Here is a 23,673-nt window from a genome sequence, read left to right on the forward strand (position 1 = left end):
GGTCGGCTCATGCTTGCTGAGCGTGTCCGTCATTTAGACGAAACTGAGATGTCGGCAAAAAAAACCAGTATTTAGGTGATCGCAGTCAGCGGTAATTCGTCTCCTCACGGTTGTCTCTTTTTTTTCCCCGAACAGACCAAGGGAAACTATCCCACATATGCCCAGATGCCGAGACCATTTCCTTTGCGGAAGCCTTCGTTAAAATGAGCCCAAACGCACCGGGATCAATCCCATCCATCGAGAAGGCGGACCTGAAAATGTGCGATTCCCGCTGGAATCGCTCATGAGTCCGGCGCTGCGGGAGCGACCGGTGAAAACGCGCGGGCACTTTCGGGAACTATCAGGTAAACCAAGGCAAGTGAGGGTAGGTGTAAAAAAGAAAAAAAGCGGGAATCAATGTCCCGCCTTTTTTCTTTTTCGTCATTCGCTATTTTGATTGCGTACTGTCACCTGTCTTTACCTGGCCACCAGTCATTCAGACTAGCCAGTAGCTTTTTGACTACTTTTGGGTGCGCATCCGCCAGATTCTGCCGTTCCATTGGGTCCTGCAGAATGTCGTAAAGCTGTATTTCATTCGTAGCAGCATTTGCCGGTCCGGGAGCAATCAGCTTCCAGGTACCACTGATGATCATGCGGCTCTCCAGGGTTTTCTCCGGTTGGTCCACCGCCACCATGTCGTGCGAAAAATCCATGCTGTAAATCCGTTTGCGGCTAGCCAGTGCTTTTTGGTCCATTACATTGACCCCCTGCATCTCCGGAAGGGGATCCATCCCCACCGCGGCAAGTGTAGTCGGGACCATATCGATGCTACTTGTCAGGTACTCGGTTTCCATACGTGGCTTGATTTTAGCCGGCCATTTGTAGATAATGGGTGTTCGAATACCCATGTCCTGCGGATCTTGTTTGGAACCCGGCGCGTACCGGTTGGGCCGCTCCGGATCCTGAATCCAGCCATTATCTGTGACAAAGACCACCAATGTATTTTCAGTCAGCCCTTGCTCTTCCACTTTGTCAAGCAGCTGCCCCACGGTAATATCCAGCCATTCACACATGGCCCAATAAGCTGCCACGGCTTTGGTGGGCGCTTTTGGCAGGTATTTGTTCAACAATGAATCCGGGGGGGTATGTGGCGAGTGGGGCAGAAAAGGTGCGTACCAGACAAAAAAGGGATCATTATCTGCAATGGCTTTGTCCATAAACTTAAAAATGGGCTCCATCCCTTCTCTTCCAATTTTCAGCCCTTCGTCCCCGTGTCTGCCGCCTCGGCTGGGGTCACCGTGGGTCATGCCATCGGTGAATCCACCCTCACTCCAGTGTCCGCCCCACCATTTTCCAGACTGAAACGACACGTACCCCAGTTTTTGCAGTAACTGCGGGATGGTTGGATGTTTTTGAAACTCATCGAGGTAGTCCTTGTAGAGTCGCGATCGGGCTTCCTGCCAGTCGGTTTGATAACGCGGTTTCTCAGAGCTGAATTCCGGATCGTTTCCGGTGATCCCGTGCTGGTAAGGATACAACCCGGTGATGATCGATGCCAGCGAGGGGCTGCAAAGCGGAGCCGTCACGTATCCCCTGGTGAAGGTTAACCCATCCGCAGCCAATTGATCGATGTTTGGGGTCTCGATATGCGGGTGCCCCATAAACCCATAATCGGACCAGGCTTGATCGTCGGATAATATATAAATGATATTGGGCTTTTCCGACTGGGCGAAGAGCAGTGGAGCTGCGGAAAGAAAAAGCAGCGTAAACAAGACCGACAGAAGTAACGTCTTTCTAATACAACGAGAGATAATCATGCGAGGGGTTATAATTTGGGTTGGTTCAAAACTTGAAAACGAACGAATTTAAGAGATTTTTTGATGAAAATTAGTAATCGATCCTTTTTTCTTGGCAGGCATTTCGGATTTTTGGTGCAATCAACACCTGGTTAACCGCAGGGTAGGAAAAGATGCCGCTGGACATGCAAAGGTGGCTATTGCATGCTTTTCCTAGGACTCATCACGGTTATAAAAGGTACTTCCGATTTGGCGCCCCGCCGTCTACCGAATCGGGCGCCGCTGATTATGCAATGGGAACGACATGATTGGCTAGGTTTATTTATAATGATACACCTCCAAGTCAGCATGGGAAACTTCCGGACCCGTCCATTTTAATTCCAGGTGTGGAGCTACACGGCTATTCGCGTAAAGGGTGGTCAGCCGGATCGGGTGAAGGCCTTTCTGCAATACCACCCTGGCTTTCCCATTTCCACTGGCGATCGCTGGATGACCCTGATCTACAAGCAGTGCCTCGTGAAGATGCATGACCAGTTCTGCACTGCAGCTCAGGCTAAGCTCATATTCACCCGTATTTTCCACCTCGATAAAACCCTCGTAAACCAAGGTATTGAAAGATGATTCGGCTGGAAGGGCTTGCATAGCAGGTACTACCAGGGTTTCCATTGCGGGTTCCAAACGCGTATTTACAAAAGGCACCCAGGGGGCGTCTAATTGGTATTTGGATACCTTGATTCCTTTAGCCAGCTCTCGTTCGGGTTCTATCGCTGGTATCGGCTCGTTGTCGTAGGGGCGTTCGGCGGAGCTATTGGGCATTCTCCAGCGCAACACACTTTTCTTCATCTCCCGTTGAAGCGCTACAAACTCCCCGTTTGTACCCGCCAGGTCCTGACTTTCTCCCGGGTCACTTTTGGTATCAAAAATGCTAAAATCATCTTGATGCGAACCTATATTGTACCGAATGCCTTTGTACCCATTCAGGTACAGGACCTGCATTTCTCCCCGCTTCTTTCCCCGTTTGGATTCAAGAAAAGCGGGGTAGCTTTTTGTCTCATTATTTACCTGATATTCAATGTATACCTTTCCGTCATGTTCCTCGGAAATTCCCGAAAGGATTGGCCAAAGCGACCGCCCATCTGTATTTGCGGGGGGCCGCAATCCACTGATCTCCGCAAAGGTTGGTAACCAATCGTGAAAACCGGAGGGGGCGTCGTTTCTCATCCCTGCTGGAATTTTCCCGGGCCAACGCACCAGGGCAGGAACCCGAATCCCCCCCTCCCAGGTATCCCGTTTGGTGCCGTCCAAATTTCCGAAGCTCTCAAAAAAAATGGGATCGTACGTTCCGTAGCCGTACGACTCGTGGTGCGGACCGTTGTCTGAGGTGAATACAATCAGTGTCTCGTTGTCGATTTGCAGGTCCTTCAACAAATGAATCAAGTCTCCGATAGCATCGTCAATTCGACGAACCATGCTGGCAAAGCGGCGTTGCACTTCCGGCCATTCTTCCCGACGGTATTCGGGATGGATAAAACTATTAATTTCTCCGGTGGCGGTATTGATATACTTACCGTTTTCTCCCAGATACTGCACGCCTCCGTTCGTCCCTCCGCCGGAAGGATAGGGCATGCTGGGTATCTCCAGACCAGCATGTGGCGTATCATAGGCCAAATACATAAAAAACGGTTGATCCGGGTTACCTTTTTTATGATCCTGAATGTATCTTTTGGCCCGTGCGGTAAATAGATCAGTGGTATAACAACCCGCGAGGGCGGCGGATATCTCCCGGTTGCCATCGTACAATTCCATTGGCCCGCGGTTTGCTACGTCGTGTGCCGGATAGTGATTATGTCCGTCCCGGTGCCGGACATATCCGAAAAAATAGTCAAATCCTCGCTTCGTAGGATAGGCTTCCCAGCTCGTCGGGCTGTCTCCCTCCTGCCCTTGCAGGCCGTACTTACCGATCAAAGCCGTCGCGTACCCCGCCTCTTTCAACACGCTTGCGAGGTTATGGTTAAGGGGAAGCGCTTTATCAAACTGGTTGTTTCTGATAGCGGCATGCCCCTGATGCAATCCCAGCAACAGCGTTGCCCGGGAAGGCGCGCAAACAGGAGCAGGAACATAATGTCTTGTCAGGATCATTCCCTCCCTGGCCATTTCATCCAGATTTGGTGTACGGTGATGTGGTTTCCCAGCGACTTGTCGTTGATTCTGGAACAATACACCCAGGTCACCGTATCCCAGGTCATCGGTCAGGATAAAAATGATATTGGGTTTTTTCTCGGCTTGGTTAAACCCAAATAGAGGGTCCGGCTGACACAGGAAGTTCAGTGCCAGGAAAGAAAATACTATCCGTTTAATTTTCATTCACTATTGATTTTATCAGGTTTGTTTCAAATTCCCTATCGTAAAGGGGATTAGCCTGGTTTGGTACAGGTGCATGTACCTCCTTTCTCCAGTCCTCGAGCAATTGAATCAGTTGATCGCGAATTGCCGGTTTACTTTTAGCCAGGTTCCGTATTTCCCCGGGGTCTTTTTCCAGGTCGTAGAGTTCGTATTCATTTTGCTCGAAATAATGGTGTAATTTCCACTTTCCTTTTCTCATAACAGAACCGGGGCGGGTTCGGAATAAGGGATCCCTACCTCCATCTTCTTTGGGATTGTACGCTTGTAGATAAATGGGGAAATGCCAAAAAAGAGCTCGTTCCTCCAAATCCTGGTTACGAAAAAGGGGTGCAAGGTTCCTTCCCTCAAGCTGGATATGCGGACGGTCTTCCGCGCCAATGATGGTTTTTATTGTGGGGTAAAAGTCCATGTTTGTCACCGGAACATCCGTGGTACTTCCCGCCTGAATGGTACCCGGCCAACGCATCAACAGGGGCACACGAATACCTCCTTCGTAGTAGGAGCCCTTTCCTGCCCGCAGGGGAGTTTGGTAGGAAATATCGCGGATGCCACCGTTATCAGAAGTGAAAATCACCAAGGTGTTTGCTGCCAGATTAAGGCCATCCAAAACCGCCATCAACCTACCCACATTCTGATCCACAGAGGCCACCATGGCCGCATAATCGGCCCGGTCCTGACCCTCGGTTCCGGGCTTTTCGGCAAATGCTTCTACCAGCTCCTGCTTTCCCATGATGGGCGTATGCACCGAGTAAAAAGGCAGATACAGGAAAAAAGGGGTTTCTTTGTTTGCTTCTATAAATCGAATTGCCTCATCGGTCAACCGGTCGGTGAGGTATTCCCCTTCCGGCCCATTCTCGATAAAATCAATCTTGTAGGGACTAACATACCCTCCGCCACCTGGATTTCCGCGATGGCTACCTCCCACGTTTACATGAAAGCCATGTTTCAGCGGATCTTCGTTGATGTGCCATTTTCCGAAGGTTCCGTTCACATACCCATGATCCCGCAGCATCATCGCCAGGGTGTAGATTGAGTCGGGTAAAAACTTCCGGTTGGGTGTTGGGATGAGTTGACGTGTTTTGGCATCGCCTCGCGCTGAATTATCGACGGTATAGACCCCGTGTCTGGGCGTATTTCTACCACTCATCATGCAGGCCCGGCTGGGAGCGCAATTGGCAGCAGCCGCGTAGGCATCGTAAAAAACCATGCCTTGCCCTGCCAATTTATCCAAATTCGGCGTTTCGTAATAAGTACTTCCCATGAACCCCAGGTCCTTCCAGCCCAGGTCGTCGACGTTGATTAGGACGATATTGGGATTTCTTTTTTCCACACAAGAAAAAAGCGTCAGGAAAGCCAATACTAAAAAGCAAACAAAACCTAAGAAACCATTCATTTTTCCTACACCAGCTTGGCAAAATCAAAAACAAAAACCTGCATTTACAACCTATCAAAATTGCTAGTCATATACAGTGCCCTATTAATATTTCCTCGGCTTGTCTGCCTGCTCCATTTCTCTAAGCAGCTTTAGTAACTCATCAGCTTTATCAACTCTTTCATCCAATAAGTTTTCAGTTTCTCTGAAATCATCTTTCAAGTTAAAGAGTTCTTGGTCTCCGTTTCGGTGCAGAATAAGCTTCCAATCCTGTTGCCTCACCGCCTGGGCATGTGGGGTTTTCCAGTAGAAGGGATGGGCTTCATTTCTTACCTCATCACCTTTCACAATCGGCCAGATATTTTCTCCATCAAGATTTTGTGCCAGTGGTGGTTTTTTGCCTGCTACATTTGCCAGGGTAGGCATCCAGTCAGCGATATGGACAGGGTGATCGATGGTACCTGGTTTGAGTACACCCGGCCAGTTGAAAAAGGCAGGCACGCGAACACCTCCTTCGTATAAATCTCCTTTCCATCCTCTTAAGGGATAATTGTTGCCCAGCACGGCATGGGGTTTGTCTGCATAACGCCCCTTGTATTGTGTGTCGCTGTACCAATTGAATTGTCCGCCATTATCGCTACTAAATACAATAATTGTATTTTCCCGTTTTCCAGTGCGCTCCAGGGCATCTACAATTTTGCCTATGCCTTCATCAAGATGGGTAACACTGGCTGCAAAGAGCTTACGTGAAGGGTGCATCAAAGGCCTGTCATTGTAGATACGCATCCATTCTTCAGGCTCATCTAAGGGGAAATGGGGTACATGGTGGGTGATATAGAGAAAGAAAGGCTCCTCCCGCTCAGTTTCAATCACACGAATGGCTTCGTCGGTTATAAGGTCTGTCACATGCCGTCCGCTTTCATTCAGGTATTCATCATTTCTATGCCATGACCGGGCCTCAGTAAGCTCTGTAGCCGTTTTATATTCATGGGTATATGGATCAATCTGCCCATCGAAATAGCCATAAGAAGTTTGAAAACCATATTTCAGTGGGGTATACGGAGGAGAACCCATATGCCATTTACCCACTATGGCGGTAAAATATCCCATTTTACTTAAAACTGAGGCCAGGGTAGGATGTCCTAGGGTAATCACTTCACCATAGGCAGGAGATAGCACACCATAACGACTTGGGTATTTACCCGTCATCAAAGCGACGCGGGTGGGGGTACAGGTGGCCATTACATATTGTTGCTGTAAAATTTTCCCCGTCTTTGCCAGCTTATCAATGTTTGGGGTTTTAATTTCAGAGCCATGATAACCCACATCGGCCCAGCCCAGGTCATCAGGTAAGATCACAATGATATTGGGTCTGTCCGTATTTTTTATCTTCAATGTTGGACTTTTTTCCTCACAGGCGGTAAAACCAAGGCAAATAAGAATGGATAAGATAATGTAGATTGATCTGTTGATAAAATGCATAAATTGCTGATTTTATAAAAGTAGAATTTTCATTTTAGAAATAATCTCTAAAAAATCTTTGATCCGCTTGTCTGTACACATATCATTACTGTCTTACATTTCAAATACCAGAGTTACTTATATGCCTGAGGCAGCAGACTAATAATTCTTCTCGAGATAATAAAATGAATAACGCACATTGTTTCCAAGGGATTCAAGACTTTGGACAATTGAGCGATTAAGTTCATTTTTCCGGTAATATATATAGTTGAAATTTGAATCACTTATTTAATACTTTTGGCACTGGCGCATCTGTCTCTTCCACCCATTTTCGCAGTGTCATTAGTAATTCGTTTTCAAGGTCAGGCAAAGACCCTGCAAGGTTTACCGATTCGGATATATCTTCCTCGAGGTTGTAAATTTCGTAGCTTTCATACTCATAGTAGTATATGAGCTTCCAGGGGCCTTTCATAATAATACTCGAAGGCACGGCTCGCCAATATGGCTCGCTGCCTCCAAATTTAGGCAACACCGCGGTCCTTTCATCCCCACCAAGGTACAAAGGAAAATGAAAAAATATCGGGCGTTCAAGACTGCTTCCAGGGTTTTTCCACACATCCAATAAACTATGGCCATCTATCGGTTGAGTTTCCGGCAAACTGGCCCCGGTAATTTCTGCGAATGTAGGCATAAAATCAACCCCGATAGCCGCAACTTCTGAACGTTTTCCTGCAGGAATAGACGCAGGCCATCGTACCACAAATGGCACTCGGATACCTCCTTCATAATACGAACCTTTTCCTCCCCTTAAAGGAGCATTTTCTGTCTGGCTTGACAAACCGCCATTATCTGAAGTAAAAATGACTATAGTATTATCCTCCAAACCAAAGTCCCCCAAAGCCCTTAACATACGACCAAGACTTACATCCAATACTTCTACCTCTGCGGCATATACATCGTTGGCATTTTTAAGTCCTAGGCGTTCCGCTTTCCCTCGGTAATACTCAATCCGGTCTTGTTGAGCCGCCATTGGAGTATGTACTTCCCAATGTGAAAGATACAAAAAGAAGGGCTTATCCTTGTTTCTTTTGATAAAATCAATGGCCGAATCAGTTAGTTTTTCAGCAACCGATGTGTCGTCATAAAAACGATCTTCTGTACCGTTAATGTTTGTAATATAACCCGGTACGCCATTGGCTGAATTCTCATCAAAACCCTGATTATCATCTCCAATGTGCCATTTTCCAAGGCGTGAAGAAACATAACCAGCCGGTTTGAGGAGTTCAGCAAGTGAAGTAAATCCAGGTTCGACATGGTTTACACTTACGTGAAAATTGAAAAAGGAAGAATCCTTTCCCTGTACAGGAACTTTAAAACGCATGTGTTCTACATTACCCCCTCTGGCATATCCTTGTGGAATATACACACCATGTCTTGGACCATACATACCTGTTAGCAGGCAGGCTCTGGAAGGGGCGCAATTAGCGGCCGAAGGATAAAACCGGTTCATTATAAGTCCTTCGGATGCCATCTTATCAATGTTTGGAGTTTCGAAATACCTGTTACCCTGATACCCGGTATCTGCCCAGCCGAGGTCGTCAGTCAATATAACGATGATATTAGGGGTTTTCAATCTTTGTGAGCCCTTTGAAATACAAGAAATACTAAGGGCTGATAAAAGAAATATCTGAGAAATTAATAAGTAATTTTTTCCATGATTCATAAAACAAACTTTCACATTAAGTGGTGGATTAGCAGAATTAATACTACTAGAAATTATTTAAATAATAAGATGCCTTAGAAATATTATATTTTAAAATCACCAAAAGTATACCGATAACTTTACTTCTGAATTTAATATGTCAAAAACCGAAGCAAACTTATTTAAATTATCAATTTAGAAATAGCCTTCGTTTTGCGTGAGATTTTCGTTTAAAATAATTTCCTGGATAGGAATAGGTAACCATTCTTTGCCAGGTGTAAGGTTATTCAATTTTTGATTGAGAGTTGCAATAAGCCCCGGTCTGGTGGCAGGAGTTGCTTCTTCCAGTATTCTTCTTTGCTCAATAGCTTCACGTACAATACCCCACCTCTTTAAATCAGTATTCCTGATAAGTCCTTCGCCTATTAATTCCCAAACCCTTTCATCCCGTATGGCCTGTCTAAGCTCATCTTTATTTAAGCCTGAATGAGGTAATAATCCTGCTCTTTCTCTTATGACATTTATTGAATTTAGTGCAAGCGTAGTCGGTCCATTGAGTTCATTTTCAGCTTCAGCCAGTTCCAGGTAAATGTCTGAAAGTCTGATTAAATGCAAGTTAAGCCCACCATTGCCTCTTGGATCCTCTGGTCGTAACATTTTTCGGATATATGCAAAGTTTAGTCTTACTCCATTGTCCAAAGCATCCATAATATTGACCTCGCGCCTTAAATCATTTGGATCAAATGAACTAACCACACTTTTATAGATAGTGTATCCACCGGCACCATCAAACCATAATGGCAGAGGACTTCCCACCCTTTCATCCTGAGGCCTGGGGGTGTGGGTAGTATGCCGGTTTGTTGATATTTGATTGCTCACGTAATCTAACTGAAAAATCATTTCATCATTGAATTCATTATCAGGTTTGAATATGTCAGCATAATTAGCCAGAAGTTTGTGAGGGGAATTATTAATTATATCGGAAGCAGTAGAAATAACCCCTGCATGATTTTTTTGCCAGGAATAGATTTTAAGCTTAAGTGATTTCAACGCCCAGCGGGTCGCCCTTGCCTTGTAATCTGGTCTCATATTGGCTGGCAAATCATTTTCAACTTTTGTCAAATCATCAATCAAGGAATTTAATAATACATCGGATGGGGTTCTTGCCATCGTTGAGTTTTTGAAAAAAGTTTCTGCATTAATGGTAGGCTCTACTATAAATGGAACATCCTTAAACATAACGACCATGTAATAATAAATTAATGATCTGAGAAATATACCTTCTGCAATAATTTCTTTTCTGATGCCTTCGGGCAATGGTGAATTAGTCATTCTGTAAATCAAAACATTGGCATCGTTAATGGCCTGATACAAGGTACGCCAAAGAGCACGAATCAGTTCGTTATTTTGGTCCCAGCGGAAGGCCACATCTGTTCTTCCTGCACCCAATATTCTGGTAGGAGACGTAAGATCATGGTTAAAGTTAAAAAACCTCTCCATATCACGACCTAAACATTCCGGACTCATTAAATGCTGATAGACACCAGCCAATGCAGCGACACCATCCGCTTCTGTATTGTAAAAACGGTCGGGATCAATAAGATTTTTGGGTTCCACATCAAGGAAGGATTCACAGGATCCAACCACAATCAGAAGGGAAAAAGCATATATTATTCTAATTTTTTTCATGTCTTTATCGATTTAGAATCTAAGGTCAATACCTAATACAAAAGTTCTGGGGTAAGGATAAGTTATATTATAGAAGCCTCTTAACCTCTCATTTGTACCGAAAGAATTGCTTTCAGGATCATCTCCATTAAATGAATTGGAAATCATTTGAAAGACATTGGTACCCTGCAGGTAAATTCTTGATGAGCTTAAAGGAAGTTTCAAGATCTTAACCGGTAAATTATAAGCAAGTTCTAATGTCCTCAATCTGAGAAAAGACCCATCTTCAACATTCGTGTCATTTGGAGATTGTGGATTTTGAGCTTGTGCCGCAGGAACATTGGTATTTGTATTCTCCGGAGTCCAGGCCTGTGTGAAACGCAAATATGCATTTCCATCCTGAGATCTAACCATTGAGGCTTTTTGGATATTGTAGACATCATTGCCGTAAGTATATTGAAAAAAGGCAGATAGCTGGAAATTTTTATAAAGAAAAACATGTTGAAATCCTCCAAAAAAATCTGGATTAGAATCGCCAATGATAGTTAAATCACCATCAATACTTATGGCACCATCCCCATTTTGATCTATATATATAAACTCACCTGGTTTATAATTATTCGCAAAACCATCGGCATTAACCTGCTCTTGTGTTTGATAAATTCCATTGGTTTGATACCCAGTGAAAATTCCTAAGGGTTTACCAACAATTAATTGACTAACGGGGTCTGAGCGTATTGCATATGTAGTGATAGGAACATCAGACCCTAAACTCAAAACTTTATTGCGATAGGTTGATATATTAAAATTAAAATCCCAGCTAAAGTTGTTCTTGTTAATTATCTTAGAGTTAATTCCAATATCAATGCCCTTATTTTCCATAGAACCGACATTTTCAAGTCTGTTACCGAATCCAGATTGGCTTGAGATTTCTCGGGTAAAAAGCAAATCTCTGGTCTTACTATAATAAAAATCTGTTTCTATGTTCAAACGGCCCTCGAATAAGCCAATTTCAAGACCTAAATCGTATTGGCCTGTAGTTTCCCATCTAAGCTGATCATTGGCAAGAATGGCATTTGTCACTCCAACATCCATACCCCCTCTGCCTAAAGAAGCAAACAAAGTATTCATGGCCTGATACCGTTGAAAAGCTCCTATTCCATCGGAATTCCCCGTTTGCCCATAGCTTAACCGCATTTTCAGAAAATCGAAAGCATTCAACTCTTTTATAAAAGATTCTTCAGACAATACCCAACCAAATGCAAGTGCAGGAAAGAATGCATGTCTGTTGGCTGAACCAAATTTTGAAGAACCATCACGACGGGCAGTAAGGGTAAGTAAATAACGGCCGTCATATGAATAATTTACTCTTCCAATAAGGGATAATAATCGGAAATCTTCATAAACTGTACTAACATTGGTAAATTCCGGTGAAGATAAATCTATCCCATAGACAGATAACAAATCGGTAAGAGTTGCTATTGAAGAGGATGTATTACCTTGTAATTTTTCCTGCTGTGTGGTAATGCCAGCTAAAACTCCCAAACGATGTTGGCCTGCAAATTCCAGATCATAATTTAATGTATTTTCAATGAGAAAATTATTTCTTGAATTGGCTGAAACACTACCTGACCCAGGCAAATTTCCCCTCATCAGAATGGGTAGTTGCGATGAAGTAAATTGGTTTTGTCTCATTTCTGAACGCATAAAACCAAGACTGGAACGAAATCGAAAGTTTTTTAAAAAACTTATCTGAGCGTAGGTATTCCCAATGATTTGATTGATACCTATTTTATTTTCAACGAATTCGATTTGAGCAACCGGGTTGTTGAAATTTCTATCATTTATGTCTTGCAAATAAGAATAACTACCATCAGGATTTCTGATTGGTAATGTCGGCTGTGCCTGGCTGGCCCCACTCCAACTAAAAACACTAGGCTGATCATTTATACTGGAAACATTCAACTGAGTACCGACCTCCAGATTCTTTGAAACTTTATGATCCAGATTTATTCTGTAAATTCCCCTTTGATAATTATTCCCTTTAAGAATTCCATCCTGATTAAAATAATTACCACTTAAATAAAACCTTGTCTTTTCTGTACCGCCTGAAAATGATACTTTCGATTGAAAAATAGGTGCCGTCCTTGACATTTCCCTTTGCCAATCAGTACCAGCTCCAATTCTTTGCCGATCATTGTCATCAAAAGGAAGTGCATTATTTAAATACGCTTCTCCCTGGTTGGCAAATGTAATATAATCCTGTGCTCCCATCATGGGTAGAAACCTTGCTATACTTTGCATGCCATATGAAGTTGAGACTTCAATTACAGATTGACCTTCCTCACCCCTTTTGGTAGTAACCAGTATAACACCATTAGAACCCCTGGCACCATAAATGGCCGTTGCTGAGGCATCTTTTAACACCTCAATTGACTGTACATCGGCCGATCCAGTGCAGTTACTATGGACCTGTCACTTATAAATCCATCAACTACCCATAATGGTTCATTACCTGCGTTTATGGAGTTGCCGCCACGAACCCGAATAGTACTCTGAGCGCCAGGGCTCCCATTCACAGATGTAACAAAAACTCCAGAAGCCATACCCTGAAGCGCCTGGTCTACATTAGGTGTAGGAACTTTTGAAACGCTCTCTGAACTCACACTTGATACAGAACCTGTCATGTCCCTTTTCCGAAATGTTCCATACCCAACAACAACAACCTCGTCAAGAGCCGTGACATCCGCTTGCAATATGATATCTAGAATGGCGGAATTTCCAACTTCGATTTCCTTTGATGCATATCCGATAAATGAAAACAGCAACCTCGAACCTTCTGGTACCGACAAAGAATATTTCCCGTCTACATCCGTAACCGTACCAAAGGATGTTCCAGGTATGAACACTGTTACTCCCGGCAGCGCTTCTCCATTCTCATCGGTGACCGTACCTGTCACGGTAATGTCTGCTGACTGTATTTCTATGACTCCGGTGGCGACGTTTCTCGACCGCTTTACATGAATATTATAATCTACTTGCTTGAATGTGAGGTTGGTCTGTTTTGCCAGGCTCAACAGAACATTGTAGAGAGAGTTGTTGTCCGATGAAACGCCAACACTGGGGATATCCCGTATCTCCTTGTTGGTGAATACAAAATTATATCCGGTACTTTTTTCCAGTTCCCGAAAAACACGCTCGATCTTCACATCCTCCAGATTAAGCGATACAATCACCTCCTCTATGTTCTTGACTTGGGCATTCCCGTTCCTTGCCATGAGAAAACTCATGGTCAAGCATTGGAAGAGAAAAGCGATGGAGAATAACTTGGTCATGTGCGTTACATGCTTACGTATGGTTTTTTTCATATCTTTGAATGGTTTGTTTGGGCTATGCCAAATGTTTAAACAAACTTTTACCAGGAAAGAGATTGCCGTCTCTTCGACTGGAATTTACCCGCCATGGATGCGCCACCATCCATGGCTTTTTTTAATTTTAAGAAGTTTTACATAGGCAGTTTGAAGTTTAAGGTGATTCATCAAATTTTAAGGTGACCCGATCCTTATTCACCTGAAACTCAAATCGGGCAGAATAACTTAATCCTTCCAAGACCCCTTCGAGCGTTTGATCTACAAATTTTCCCGATAGGAGCACACCCTTCTCCGGACGATTGCGTACCTTTATTTTCACCCCGTACCAGTTTTCCAACACTCTAATGGCTTCTCCAATGGGCGTTTGTTCAAAAAGAATGGTTTTCCTGGTCCAGGCCAGCACTTTTTCCTCCTCGACCCGGTGCTTGTTATGCAATTGCTTACTTATGCTGACATTCAGTCCTTCCCCTGGCTTTAGCATAATCTCCTGAGGCTTCTCAAAATCCAATACCACATTCACCTTTCCGGTAAGTAAGGACACGTCTAGTGGTTCATTGTCATAAGCGGTGATATTAAAGGAAGTACCCAAGGCCCTGGTAGATACCGGCCCTGTCTTTACGATAAAGGGTCGTAAGCTATCTTTGGCAACCTCAAAAAAAGCCTCTCCCATCAAAAATAATTCGCGTTTATCGGCTGCGAAATTCTTGACATACCGTAGGTTACTGCCGGAATTAAGTACTACCTTGGATCCATCCTGTAGGGTAAGGATGGATTTTACTCCAGGAGGAGCATTATGCTCTTCAAAGATCAAAGGCACAGCTACAGGTTCTTGTTCAGGATGCTGGTGTGTCAAACTGTATAGAATCCCAAGCACAAATACGGATACAAGTATGCCTGCTATTCGGTATATCTGATGACTAGCATGATAAGATATCCGATCCTGCTTATCGGCGAAGCGTTTGAGGGTACTATCAGAACTGATAGCAATAATTCTTCTTTCCGGCTGCTTTTCCGTTGGGTTGTCGACGATGGCTTTGATATTGGACCAGATGTCCTCAATGCGGGATTCGCTTATGTCAGTTATCTCTCTGGAAAGGTTAGTCAAGGCCTTCCGAGCCAATTCCAACTCCGCATACTTTTCAGGATGTTTTTTCAAAAAAGTTTCCCAGAAGACTTTGGTTTCCTCATCGGGTGCAAGAACCCATTTTCGGAACTCCGGGTCCAGCATGAAATCTTCAACTGTATAATCGGTCTTGCTCATAAGAGTAGGCTTTCACTTATTTAAGTTCCGATCCTGTAAAAGTTATCCTTTCAAAAAAATAAATTTTTTAGAATTTTATACCTTCTTATCCGAATGACCCCGGCCGATTGGACAAATACCAATCATACAACCGTTAATGTCGCCAATATTAGGTTAGTGGCCGTAGCTTAGCCGATACCCTCAAACCCGATCCTTACTCAAGAAACGACAAAAAAAAGCAATGGCATCAGTAAAGCTAAAATGGCTTTTTTGAGAGAGGAAATTGCTTTCCAAGCCAAGGTATACACCGAACGAAGGTTAATCCCCATTAGCTTCGCCGTGGCCTCGTAAGAAAGGTTTTCAAAAAATAAATACTGAATGACTTCGCTTTGCCGTGTGGGAAGTTCTTTAAGGCTATTTGCCAACTTCTTTTGCAGTGCCTGTTCGCGTTGTACATTTACAATTTTTACTTCCACACTTTCTAGCCGACTGGGGTAGTTCGCGGCCGCTTGCTTTCGCTTTTCATAGCCCTTGTTGGCCTTTTTCTTCTCTTTATTGATCCTATTGGAAAGTGACCGAAACAAGTATAACCGTACATTGTCTGTGGGTTTGATAGTATCCTTGTACTTCCAAAGGTCTATGAAGAGCTCCTGAATGCAATCCTCCACGAATTCCGCATCCCCCGTTATGGAAGTGCCCAGTTGAAAAAGTAACTTGACATACTGTCTGTACAATCGCTCAAAAGCGTATTTATCTCCGGATTTTAGCAAAAGCCAAAGCCTTTCGTCGCTAGTTTCCTGTGATAGGGTAGTAAACTTGGGCTCTTTTTGCATGCCAGGCTATTTGGGTTTAGTTTTTTGAATTTCTCTAATTTATCTTAAAAAGCAAAGAAGTTAACCACTTTCATACAACTACCCCATGCCTATCAAGGCATTAGCTCACTTTTTTTTATGGTTTTTTCAAAAAGATGGCTGCCGTCTTGTCCTACCAGTCGAAAAATAACAGTGGGCTCGTCTCCGGAAGGTAGGTAGGTAAACTCACCAAAAGCAAATTTTCCATCAATCCCATATAGCTGCGTATCCCAACGGGGATCGTTGGCAGGTGGGCCAACTCTTCCTCCCAGGCTAGCCGCCTCAAACTCATAAAACCCAAAATCAGATTTTCTGGGAATGGTAAATCCCCGGGCACCGTGTCGATCACCGGATATCAAAAGCACCCCACCGATGTTGTTTTCTTCAATAAACCTAAAAATTTCCTCTCTTCCCTCGGGATCATTTACTCCCCAGGAATCCTTACCGCCGGATACGTAATCACTCCACATCGTGCCGCAGGATAAAATAATAAAGGGTCCTTTACAGTCCAATAACTGTTCCTTTAACCAATCCATCTGGCTTTTTCCCAAAAAGGACCCCTTTTCTCCGGTCCTGAAAAATCGGTTGTCCGTCATGATAATATCAAATGGTCCTATCCTATCCCGGGTGAAAATTCCTTGATTTAAAGATTTATCACCATAAGATGGATTCACCCAGGATTCCTGGAAAACTTTTCTAACTCCATCCCGGTCTTTTTCGGAATATCCCTCCGGAATTCCGGCTTTATCGTTATCAAAATAATCGTGATCATCCCAGGAAGCATAAACGGGGACGGTTGAAGCGAATTGTTTCCAGGCAGGTAAAAAATCCCTGAGCAGGTAATCAGCCCGATGCAAACCCAAATGATCGTTTCGATCCTGCACGGCAATATCGCCCAACAATAACATGGCATGGTTTCCCCGAGCCCTGATCTGCTCCAATAGCCGATGATTTCCCAGGCCCCAGCGGTGAGAACAGGAACCAAAGGCAATTCTGACCGCTTCGTTGGCTCCTGATTCCGGCAGCGTTGTGATCTTTTGATCGATGGTAGCAAAGATGATTTCGTCGTTAATTTTCAATTGATAAGGATACGTAGAGGACGGTTTAAGGCCTTCAACGACTACCTCTACCTCCAAATCAGTTGCCTCGGAGGAATATACCGGGCCAAAAACAACCTTTCCACCCTCCGTTTGAACTTCTACCTCAACTTTCGCCGGCTTCAGGGTTCTGATCCATACCGTGGCTTTGTCCGATTCGATTTGACCAAGCATGGGCCCCGCTAGCATTTTTCTTCCGTGTTTTTGGATCCGTTCGCTGAATGAACGGCATTTCATCAGGTCCGCATAGGAGCTGCTTTTTTCAGCAGATAATATACGATACGCGGATTCGTAGAGCATCAAGTCCGCATCGGAAGTTGTGCCCCAATACTTCAAAATCTCAAGGTTATCGGTATTCTTGTTCATCGGATGCCCTGGCTCCCCAAAATCCTGCGTATAGCCCTGAAAAGGCAGAACAATAAGGTGTAACCAGGTAAAAATTCGACCTGCGTTTAGGTGGATTCGACACCTCTCATTTTGAACATTCTTTCTCGGTTCTTCTTTCATGATTGTACGCTGTTTTGATCGACACCTAGCGGCGGGAAAAAACGCCGCTGTCATTCACAATGCCAATCTGAACGCCAATGGCTCGTGCATTTTTCGTCTGCCCACGATCCCACATTGCCATACCTGCGATTGCGCTCAGCTTTCAAACAGATCCTGATTCATTAGATTTTCGTTTTACATCCTACTGTCCGAAATCAATTTTTGGAATATCAGTACCAAGGTAAACGCTACTGCTTGGAAAGCCGCCCTTCACCCCCAAAAATCGGCGCTCCGGCCGTACATCATTCGTAGACCAGCCTCTGGATTGGACATCGGATACAAGACCTGCCCCGAATTCCTCAAACCATTTTCCTGACCGATAGAAAAATAGTATCAATGCCTGTCTCCATTACCTACAAAGACTCCCGTTTTTGCAGCTGGAAATTTCCTCAACCAATTGCCTTCCTGCTCGAATAGCCTATTGGTAAGGCTATCCCATTTGGTTTCCGGGTATTGGTTTGTGGGCATCTGCATGATTTACACAAGAATCGGCACCATTCCTGCAAAAACAATACATTTCTTATTCCACGCCGAGGTAAATCGGTGCGATGATTCGGTCAGGGTAAAGATATGAAAATATGTACTTCCTTGTCATCACTTTCACTGTTGGGTACGGACACATTCCCACTATTCAAACCCGGCAGAGGGATTTTCTATTGTTTTTCAACAAGTTGAAGCCCTTCCTGGAAGTAGGATGGGCCATGACTGCATCGCCTGCACAACAAATAAGGAAACGGTATCGGCATTGCCGACGATTCAGCCCGGATTACACCTCCCCTGGGTATTCATTTATTGGTCAAACCGGACAGGAAAACTATTTGTGAAAAATGGGGCTGGATCAGGCCTACTGGAAACACCTTCTCGGTGGGATCGGACGGATCCCATCCGTCTGCCCTGTTGGGTTCACTGTTCGTAGGATCACGATACGTTCTCAGGTATTTTTTTGTACCCGTCCGCTACCAGAAAAGCAGGTAACATCGTACTGTCTTCTCTTCGCGAAAGCAGTACTATTTTGCATTAAGCAGCCTTGCGGGTTGGCGTACCTGGCATAAAAAAGGCAGACGGTAATCCGTCTGCCTTTTCGTTTTTGCTGCATTTCATGGGAATGCCGACTTCTTTTAATAGCCTGGGTTCTGCACCAGGTATCCTTCAGCAGCAGAAGCTCCGTCTATAGCTGACTGCGGAATCGGGAATACTCGCTTCTGCACGTCGCTGTCCGTTTTCTCGGTCCAGGTATCTTCGTATTTTCCGAAACGGATCATGTCCGTACGGCGCTGATGCTCCCAGTAAAACTCAAAGCCTCGCTCCCGGAAGAGGATATCCAGGTCCATTGACGCAAGCGGCGGAGGAGTGACTGCAGGCCTTGCAGTTCTTGAAGCCCGTACCAGATTGACATCCGAAAGTGCTCCACCGGTATCGCCCATTCGCAGTTTGGCTTCGGCACGCATCATGTAGCAATCGGCGAGACGGACAATCACCAAGTCAGCTTCTCCTTTGTTCCGGCCGTCATCTGAGGACTTGCTCCACTGATATTTTTCCACCCTGAATCCCGTGTTGTAGTCGCTGCCTTCCGCAGTAAAGTTGATGTCCTCGATAAAATCCACAAAAGCATTCTCTTCCGCCCTCCGCCAGTCGCGTAAGGGTCCGATCTTGTACCTGCCATCCGGTGTTTGAATAAACGGCAACCTTCTTCCCGTATTTTGCAATCCATACTGCAATCCACGATATATGCCTCGATTCACTTCAAAATCCTCGGCTGCGATCGCAGAATCGGCGGGGATAATCATTCTCTCCCAATAGAATCTTGCATCTGCCTCGGCAGGATCCGTTTCGCCATACGCCTGCACCCAGGACCGATACCAGTCCGAGGTGATGCCCGGACCATCGGTACCATTACCTCTGGGAAACAATGGATTACCGTAGAAATTGTCCGACATGGAGAAATAGGACATCCGGTTGTGCCCGTTTAAATCGGGACGCTGATCCACCGCAAATACCAATTCCGGATTGTCATGATTGTCATTATTAAAATTGGCAAAGAACTCCGGGGACAGGCTGTATTGACCATCGTTAATAACCCTGTTACTGTAGTCAATAACCTTGTTCATATCCGCTTCGGTGAAGTTAAAACTGGCAGCGTAGGGGTCGCGCCATACCGCAGCATTCAGGTGCAAACGGGCCAATAATCCATATACTCCGCCCTTGGTGAGTCTTCCGGGGCCAACATCTGTTCTCAGCTCCGGTATTACTGCTTCAAATTCGGTCCGAATGTATTCCACCGCTTCATCTCCGCGTAGAATCTCAGAGAGCTCTCCCGGATCATCTTTCTTAAATGCGATGCCCCAAAGGTCGAGAACAATCATGTTATAAAATGCCCTCAGACCTCTTACTTCCGCCAGAAATACCCTGGCTTCGGTGTCTGCATCAGCGATGGGTGTTAATACATTGATTGCCGTCACGGTTCTGGAGATCATTACCGTCAGAAAGTCCCAGCACTGTTGGATATTGCTGTGCACAGGACCCCAGGTGTGCTGATGCAACTCGAGGTAAATGCCATTGTCACCCCAATCCCTGCCACCTCGGTAGGGCAGGATCGCCTCATCGGTAGATATTTCCTGAACGGCAAAATACCGTGTATGCCGGTAGAACTCCGGCAACATGCCGTAGGCGGGTGCTACCACCCCCCGCACAAGATCACTTTCTTGTCCTCCACCGCTTAACGATTCATCCAGGATCTGTTCTTGCAGGTCCGTACAACTGCCAATCAAAACCGCGATTGCCAACAAGATTGGTTTTATAGTATTTTTCATGGTACGATTCACTTTTGGTTAATTAAAACGATACGTTGAGCGACATGACAAATGTCCGGGCTCGTGGGTAACCATTCAGGTCAATCCCTGCCGATTGAATCCCGTCTACGGAGCGGTCCTGATTCACTTCGGGATCAAAGCCGGTGTATTCGGTAATGAGGAACAGATTCTGTCCGGTCAACGACAAGCGCAATTCCTTCGCCCAACTTGAAATTCCGAGAGCATTCGTGTTGAAGTTGTACCCCAAAGTGGTATTGTTCAGGCGAAAGAAGGCTCCATTCTCCAAATACCTTGTGGAAACGGAGGAGGAATTGATGGGGCTCTCTTCGGGAAACTCTATCGCTTTGTCGGTAGTGTTGAGGGAGTTGGCCAATTTTGCCTTGTAGAATTTGTTCATGGCGGTGTTGTTGTAAATCATATTACCGGACACACCGTTGAAATTCATTCCGAGGTCAAAATTCTTGTAGTTGAAATTTAGGAAGAAATTATACGTCATATCCGGCAGAGCACTCCCTACGACCATACGCCCACCGTCTTCGGAATCTTCAAATACCGATAAGCCATCCGGGCCGATACCCATGAACCTTTGCATGTAGAATGTGCCGATCGGATGACCATTGATCAAACCATTGATCGTGGCACCGGTAAGTCCCGAACCCTCCGCACTTCCAGTTGTGACAATGGTAAAGGGCGAATCCTGCACCTCATTATTGATGAACGTCGCATTACCCCCTATGCTGTAAGAAAAACCACCCTCAATACGTCGTTGGTAATTCAATGCAATCTCCAGGCCCTTGTTGATGATCCGCATGTCTTCCACATTGGTCCAGTAATCGGTTGCGGGCTGTATTGGATCTGGCGGCTTTACTTCAAGCAAAATATTGTTGGACACTTTATTGAAATAATCCACGGTTCCGGAGAGCGCACCCTCGAACAACTCAAAGTCAACACCCACGTTCGTCTGCGTTGAGACCTCCCACTGCAAATCGGGATTGGCCAGTCGCACAAATGCCGTTCCGGCTGTATACGGAGGTTCCTGTCCACCCAGTGGGTAGCTGTCCCGGTTAGAAATCCGCGTGGTGTACGATGCCTGGGTAATCTTATTGGGAATTTCCTGGTTACCCGTCTGCCCCCATCCTGCCCGGAGTTTCAACTCGCTGAATGGCGAAGATTGCAAAAATGCTTCCTCAGACAATCGCCAACCTGCAGCAAATGACGGGAACGTACCGTACTTATTGTTGGCTCCGAACTTGGAAGAACCATCTGCCCGAATGGTTGCCGTTACTATGTATTTGTCCCGGAAATCGTAATTGGCTCTTCCGAAAAACGACTGCAGTTCGTTGATATTAGCCGATCCCCCCGGAGGATTGTCCACGAGGTTCAGCCGCTGCCCAAGACCGGGGTTATAACGTGGCTCTATGCCGTTGTCAGAGAAAAGATCCACACTCCAGAATCGAGACCGGTTATAAATCCGCTGATAGGAGTGTCCGGCCAGTACGGTAAACCCATGATCGGTTCCAATGCCAAAATTATATGTCAAATAGTTTTCGATCAGCGTATTTTCACCGTCCGAGAAACCCTGCTCCAAACGTCCTTCTTCAAACGGGTCTTGGTTGGGCATGTTTTGATTATCGGAAGCACTTGACCGGGTGTCATAGCCTAAATTCACCTTGTATACCAGACCCTCCATTATCTCCAGGGAAGGTGAAATACTCAAAAGCGTCCTCCTCGTTTCTCTGAAGTTGGTATACAATTCGGCGGTATACAGCGGATTCATCAGGTCGGGATATCTAACCGGATTGCCGTTCGCGTCGCGAGCCGGATAGGTAGGATTGAATTCCAGCATCTCGGAAACCAGTCGACCTTGTGGTGCATTTTCGCCCTTTTCAATGCTTGACCCAAGATTAAAATCAATACTTAGCCGGCCGTCCCACAATTTCTGCGTGGCACCGATCCTTCCACTGTATCGTTTGAACCCGGTATTCAGGACAATACCCTGCTGGTCGAGGTACCCAAGCGATGCCCGGTAATTAAAATTCTGACTCCCTCCCTGAAACACCATGTTATGGTCGTTGGTAAAGGCTGTTCGTGTCAATTCATCCTGCCAGTATGTATTGCCACCCCGATCTTCGAGTATCCCTTCCACGGCATTCACCTGTTGACGAAACTCGTCTGCAGAAAAAACGGGTATCTCTCTAGCCATGTTGGATACACCGAAATTACTATTCACGGAAACTTTAGACACACCTGCTGCACCTTTTTTGGTGGTGATAATGACCACACCATTGGCACCGCGAGCCCCGTATATGGCAGTTGCAGAAGCGTCTTTCAACACGTCGATCGACTCTATGTCTTCAGGATTTAAGAAATTCAACGGACTGTCTGCACCGCCCGTACCCGCAAGTCCCAAAGGAAAACCATCAACTACAAATAAGGGGCCGGTACCCTGCCGGATGCTTCCCTGGCCCCGGATGACGATCCGCTGCCCGCTACCGGGAGCTCCGCTGGAAGACGTGACATTGACACCAGCTACTTTACCTTGCAAGAGCTGTCCGGGCGAGTTCATGATTCCTTTGTTAAAGTCATCGCTTTTCACAGAAGCGACCGACCCGGTGATGTCCTTTTTCTCCTGCGTTCCGTAACCAACCACTACAATTTCCTCAAGCGAGGTAACATCCGGCGTCAGCGTCACATTGAGTATACTTTGACCGGCAATTTCTATGCGCTTCGATTCGTACCCGATGAACGAAAAAACTACAGCGGCCCCTTCAGGGACATTTAATGAGTAGTTTCCGTCCAGGTCGGTAACAGTTCCCACGGAAGTACCCGGAATAGAGATCGTGGCACCCGGAATGGGATCACCGTTTTGATCAGTCACCGTTCCGGATATTTTGACATCCAGCCAGTTTTTCGAATCCACCCGCACTCGAGCGGCCGCTGCAGATTCCAGTCCAACCTCACTCTTTACTACATAAATCTGCTCATTAACCCGTTTGAAATCGTAATTTACTTGCTCGGTGATGCGTTTGAGCACCGTTTTTAAGTCGGAGCTTACCGCAAGCGTGATGCGGGTTTTGTCGTTTGACACTTCCTGGTTGTAGGCAAAAACAAAATCGGTCTGCCGCTCCAGTTCCGCCAGGACGGTTACCAGTTTCTGATTCTTCGCCTGCACGTTTACCTGGTAATCCTCCATACTTTGACTGGATCCAGGTGCTGCGATAATTACCTGCATGACAAGTAATTGAAGCAAAAAATACTTTAGGGTTTGTTTGGAATAAAGCACAATTAGCCTCAGTAAATTATTTTTCATAATTTTAAATGTTTATTGTTAAACAACGGTGGTTTGCCACCCAATCCGATCCGGGACTGTTGCAGCA

Annotated in this window: 13 protein-coding genes; all 13 read right to left on the reverse strand. The window is 45.4% G+C overall.

Annotation, left to right across the window (positions count from 1 at the left end):
- Window positions 1–446: 446 nt before the first annotated feature.
- Entirely contained in the window at window positions 447–1,796 is a 1,350-nt protein-coding gene (locus ABWH99_RS14795; RefSeq protein WP_375582623.1) for a sulfatase, read from the reverse strand.
- 297 nt (window positions 1,797–2,093) lie between these two features.
- Complete coding sequence (locus ABWH99_RS14800; RefSeq protein WP_375582624.1) at window positions 2,094–4,139, reverse strand: sulfatase-like hydrolase/transferase; 2,046 nt, start codon at window positions 4,137–4,139, stop codon at window positions 2,094–2,096.
- On the reverse strand, window positions 4,129–5,571 hold the full coding sequence (locus ABWH99_RS14805; RefSeq protein WP_375582625.1) for a sulfatase: 1,443 nt from the start codon (window positions 5,569–5,571) through the stop codon (window positions 4,129–4,131). Before ABWH99_RS14805 ends, ABWH99_RS14800 begins: the two co-directional genes overlap by 11 nt.
- Window positions 5,572–5,655: 84 nt before the next feature.
- A complete protein-coding gene (locus ABWH99_RS14810) occupies window positions 5,656–7,032 on the reverse strand; it encodes an arylsulfatase (protein ID WP_375582626.1) in 1,377 nt (458 codons plus the stop codon).
- A 259-nt stretch (window positions 7,033–7,291) separates the two neighbouring features.
- A complete protein-coding gene (locus ABWH99_RS14815) occupies window positions 7,292–8,734 on the reverse strand; it encodes a sulfatase (RefSeq protein ID WP_375582627.1) in 1,443 nt (480 codons plus the stop codon).
- 174 nt (window positions 8,735–8,908) lie between these two features.
- Complete coding sequence (locus tag ABWH99_RS14820; RefSeq protein ID WP_375582628.1) at window positions 8,909–10,402, reverse strand: RagB/SusD family nutrient uptake outer membrane protein; 1,494 nt, start codon at window positions 10,400–10,402, stop codon at window positions 8,909–8,911.
- Between the two features lie 12 nt (window positions 10,403–10,414).
- A complete protein-coding gene (locus ABWH99_RS14825) occupies window positions 10,415–12,808 on the reverse strand; it encodes a SusC/RagA family TonB-linked outer membrane protein (RefSeq protein WP_375582629.1) in 2,394 nt (797 codons plus the stop codon).
- Window positions 12,802–13,749 (reverse strand): carboxypeptidase-like regulatory domain-containing protein, encoded by a 948-nt coding sequence (locus tag ABWH99_RS14830; RefSeq protein WP_375582630.1) that lies wholly within the window; start codon window positions 13,747–13,749, stop codon window positions 12,802–12,804. The genes ABWH99_RS14825 and ABWH99_RS14830 overlap by 7 nt, the downstream gene beginning before the upstream one ends.
- A gap of 157 nt (window positions 13,750–13,906) precedes the next feature.
- Entirely contained in the window at window positions 13,907–15,013 is a 1,107-nt protein-coding gene (locus tag ABWH99_RS14835; protein WP_375582631.1) for a FecR family protein, read from the reverse strand.
- A 197-nt stretch (window positions 15,014–15,210) separates the two neighbouring features.
- The gene (locus ABWH99_RS14840; RefSeq protein ID WP_375582632.1) at window positions 15,211–15,825 is read right to left on the reverse strand and encodes an RNA polymerase sigma factor; all 615 of its coding nucleotides are present in this window, start codon (window positions 15,823–15,825) and stop codon (window positions 15,211–15,213) included.
- Window positions 15,826–15,917: 92 nt separating this feature from the next.
- Window positions 15,918–17,447, reverse strand: coding sequence for an alkaline phosphatase D family protein (locus tag ABWH99_RS14845; protein ID WP_375582633.1), 1,530 nt, complete (start codon window positions 17,445–17,447; stop codon window positions 15,918–15,920).
- Window positions 17,448–18,604: 1,157 nt separating this feature from the next.
- A complete protein-coding gene (locus ABWH99_RS14850) occupies window positions 18,605–20,296 on the reverse strand; it encodes a RagB/SusD family nutrient uptake outer membrane protein (RefSeq protein WP_375582634.1) in 1,692 nt (563 codons plus the stop codon).
- Window positions 20,297–20,318: 22 nt separating this feature from the next.
- Window positions 20,319–23,606, reverse strand: coding sequence for a SusC/RagA family TonB-linked outer membrane protein (locus ABWH99_RS14855; protein ID WP_375582635.1), 3,288 nt, complete (start codon window positions 23,604–23,606; stop codon window positions 20,319–20,321).
- Window positions 23,607–23,673: the final 67 nt, after the last annotated feature.

It is taken from the genome of Cyclobacterium xiamenense (assembly GCF_042140265.1).
Lineage (GTDB): Bacteria > Bacteroidota > Bacteroidia > Cytophagales > Cyclobacteriaceae > Cyclobacterium > Cyclobacterium xiamenense_A.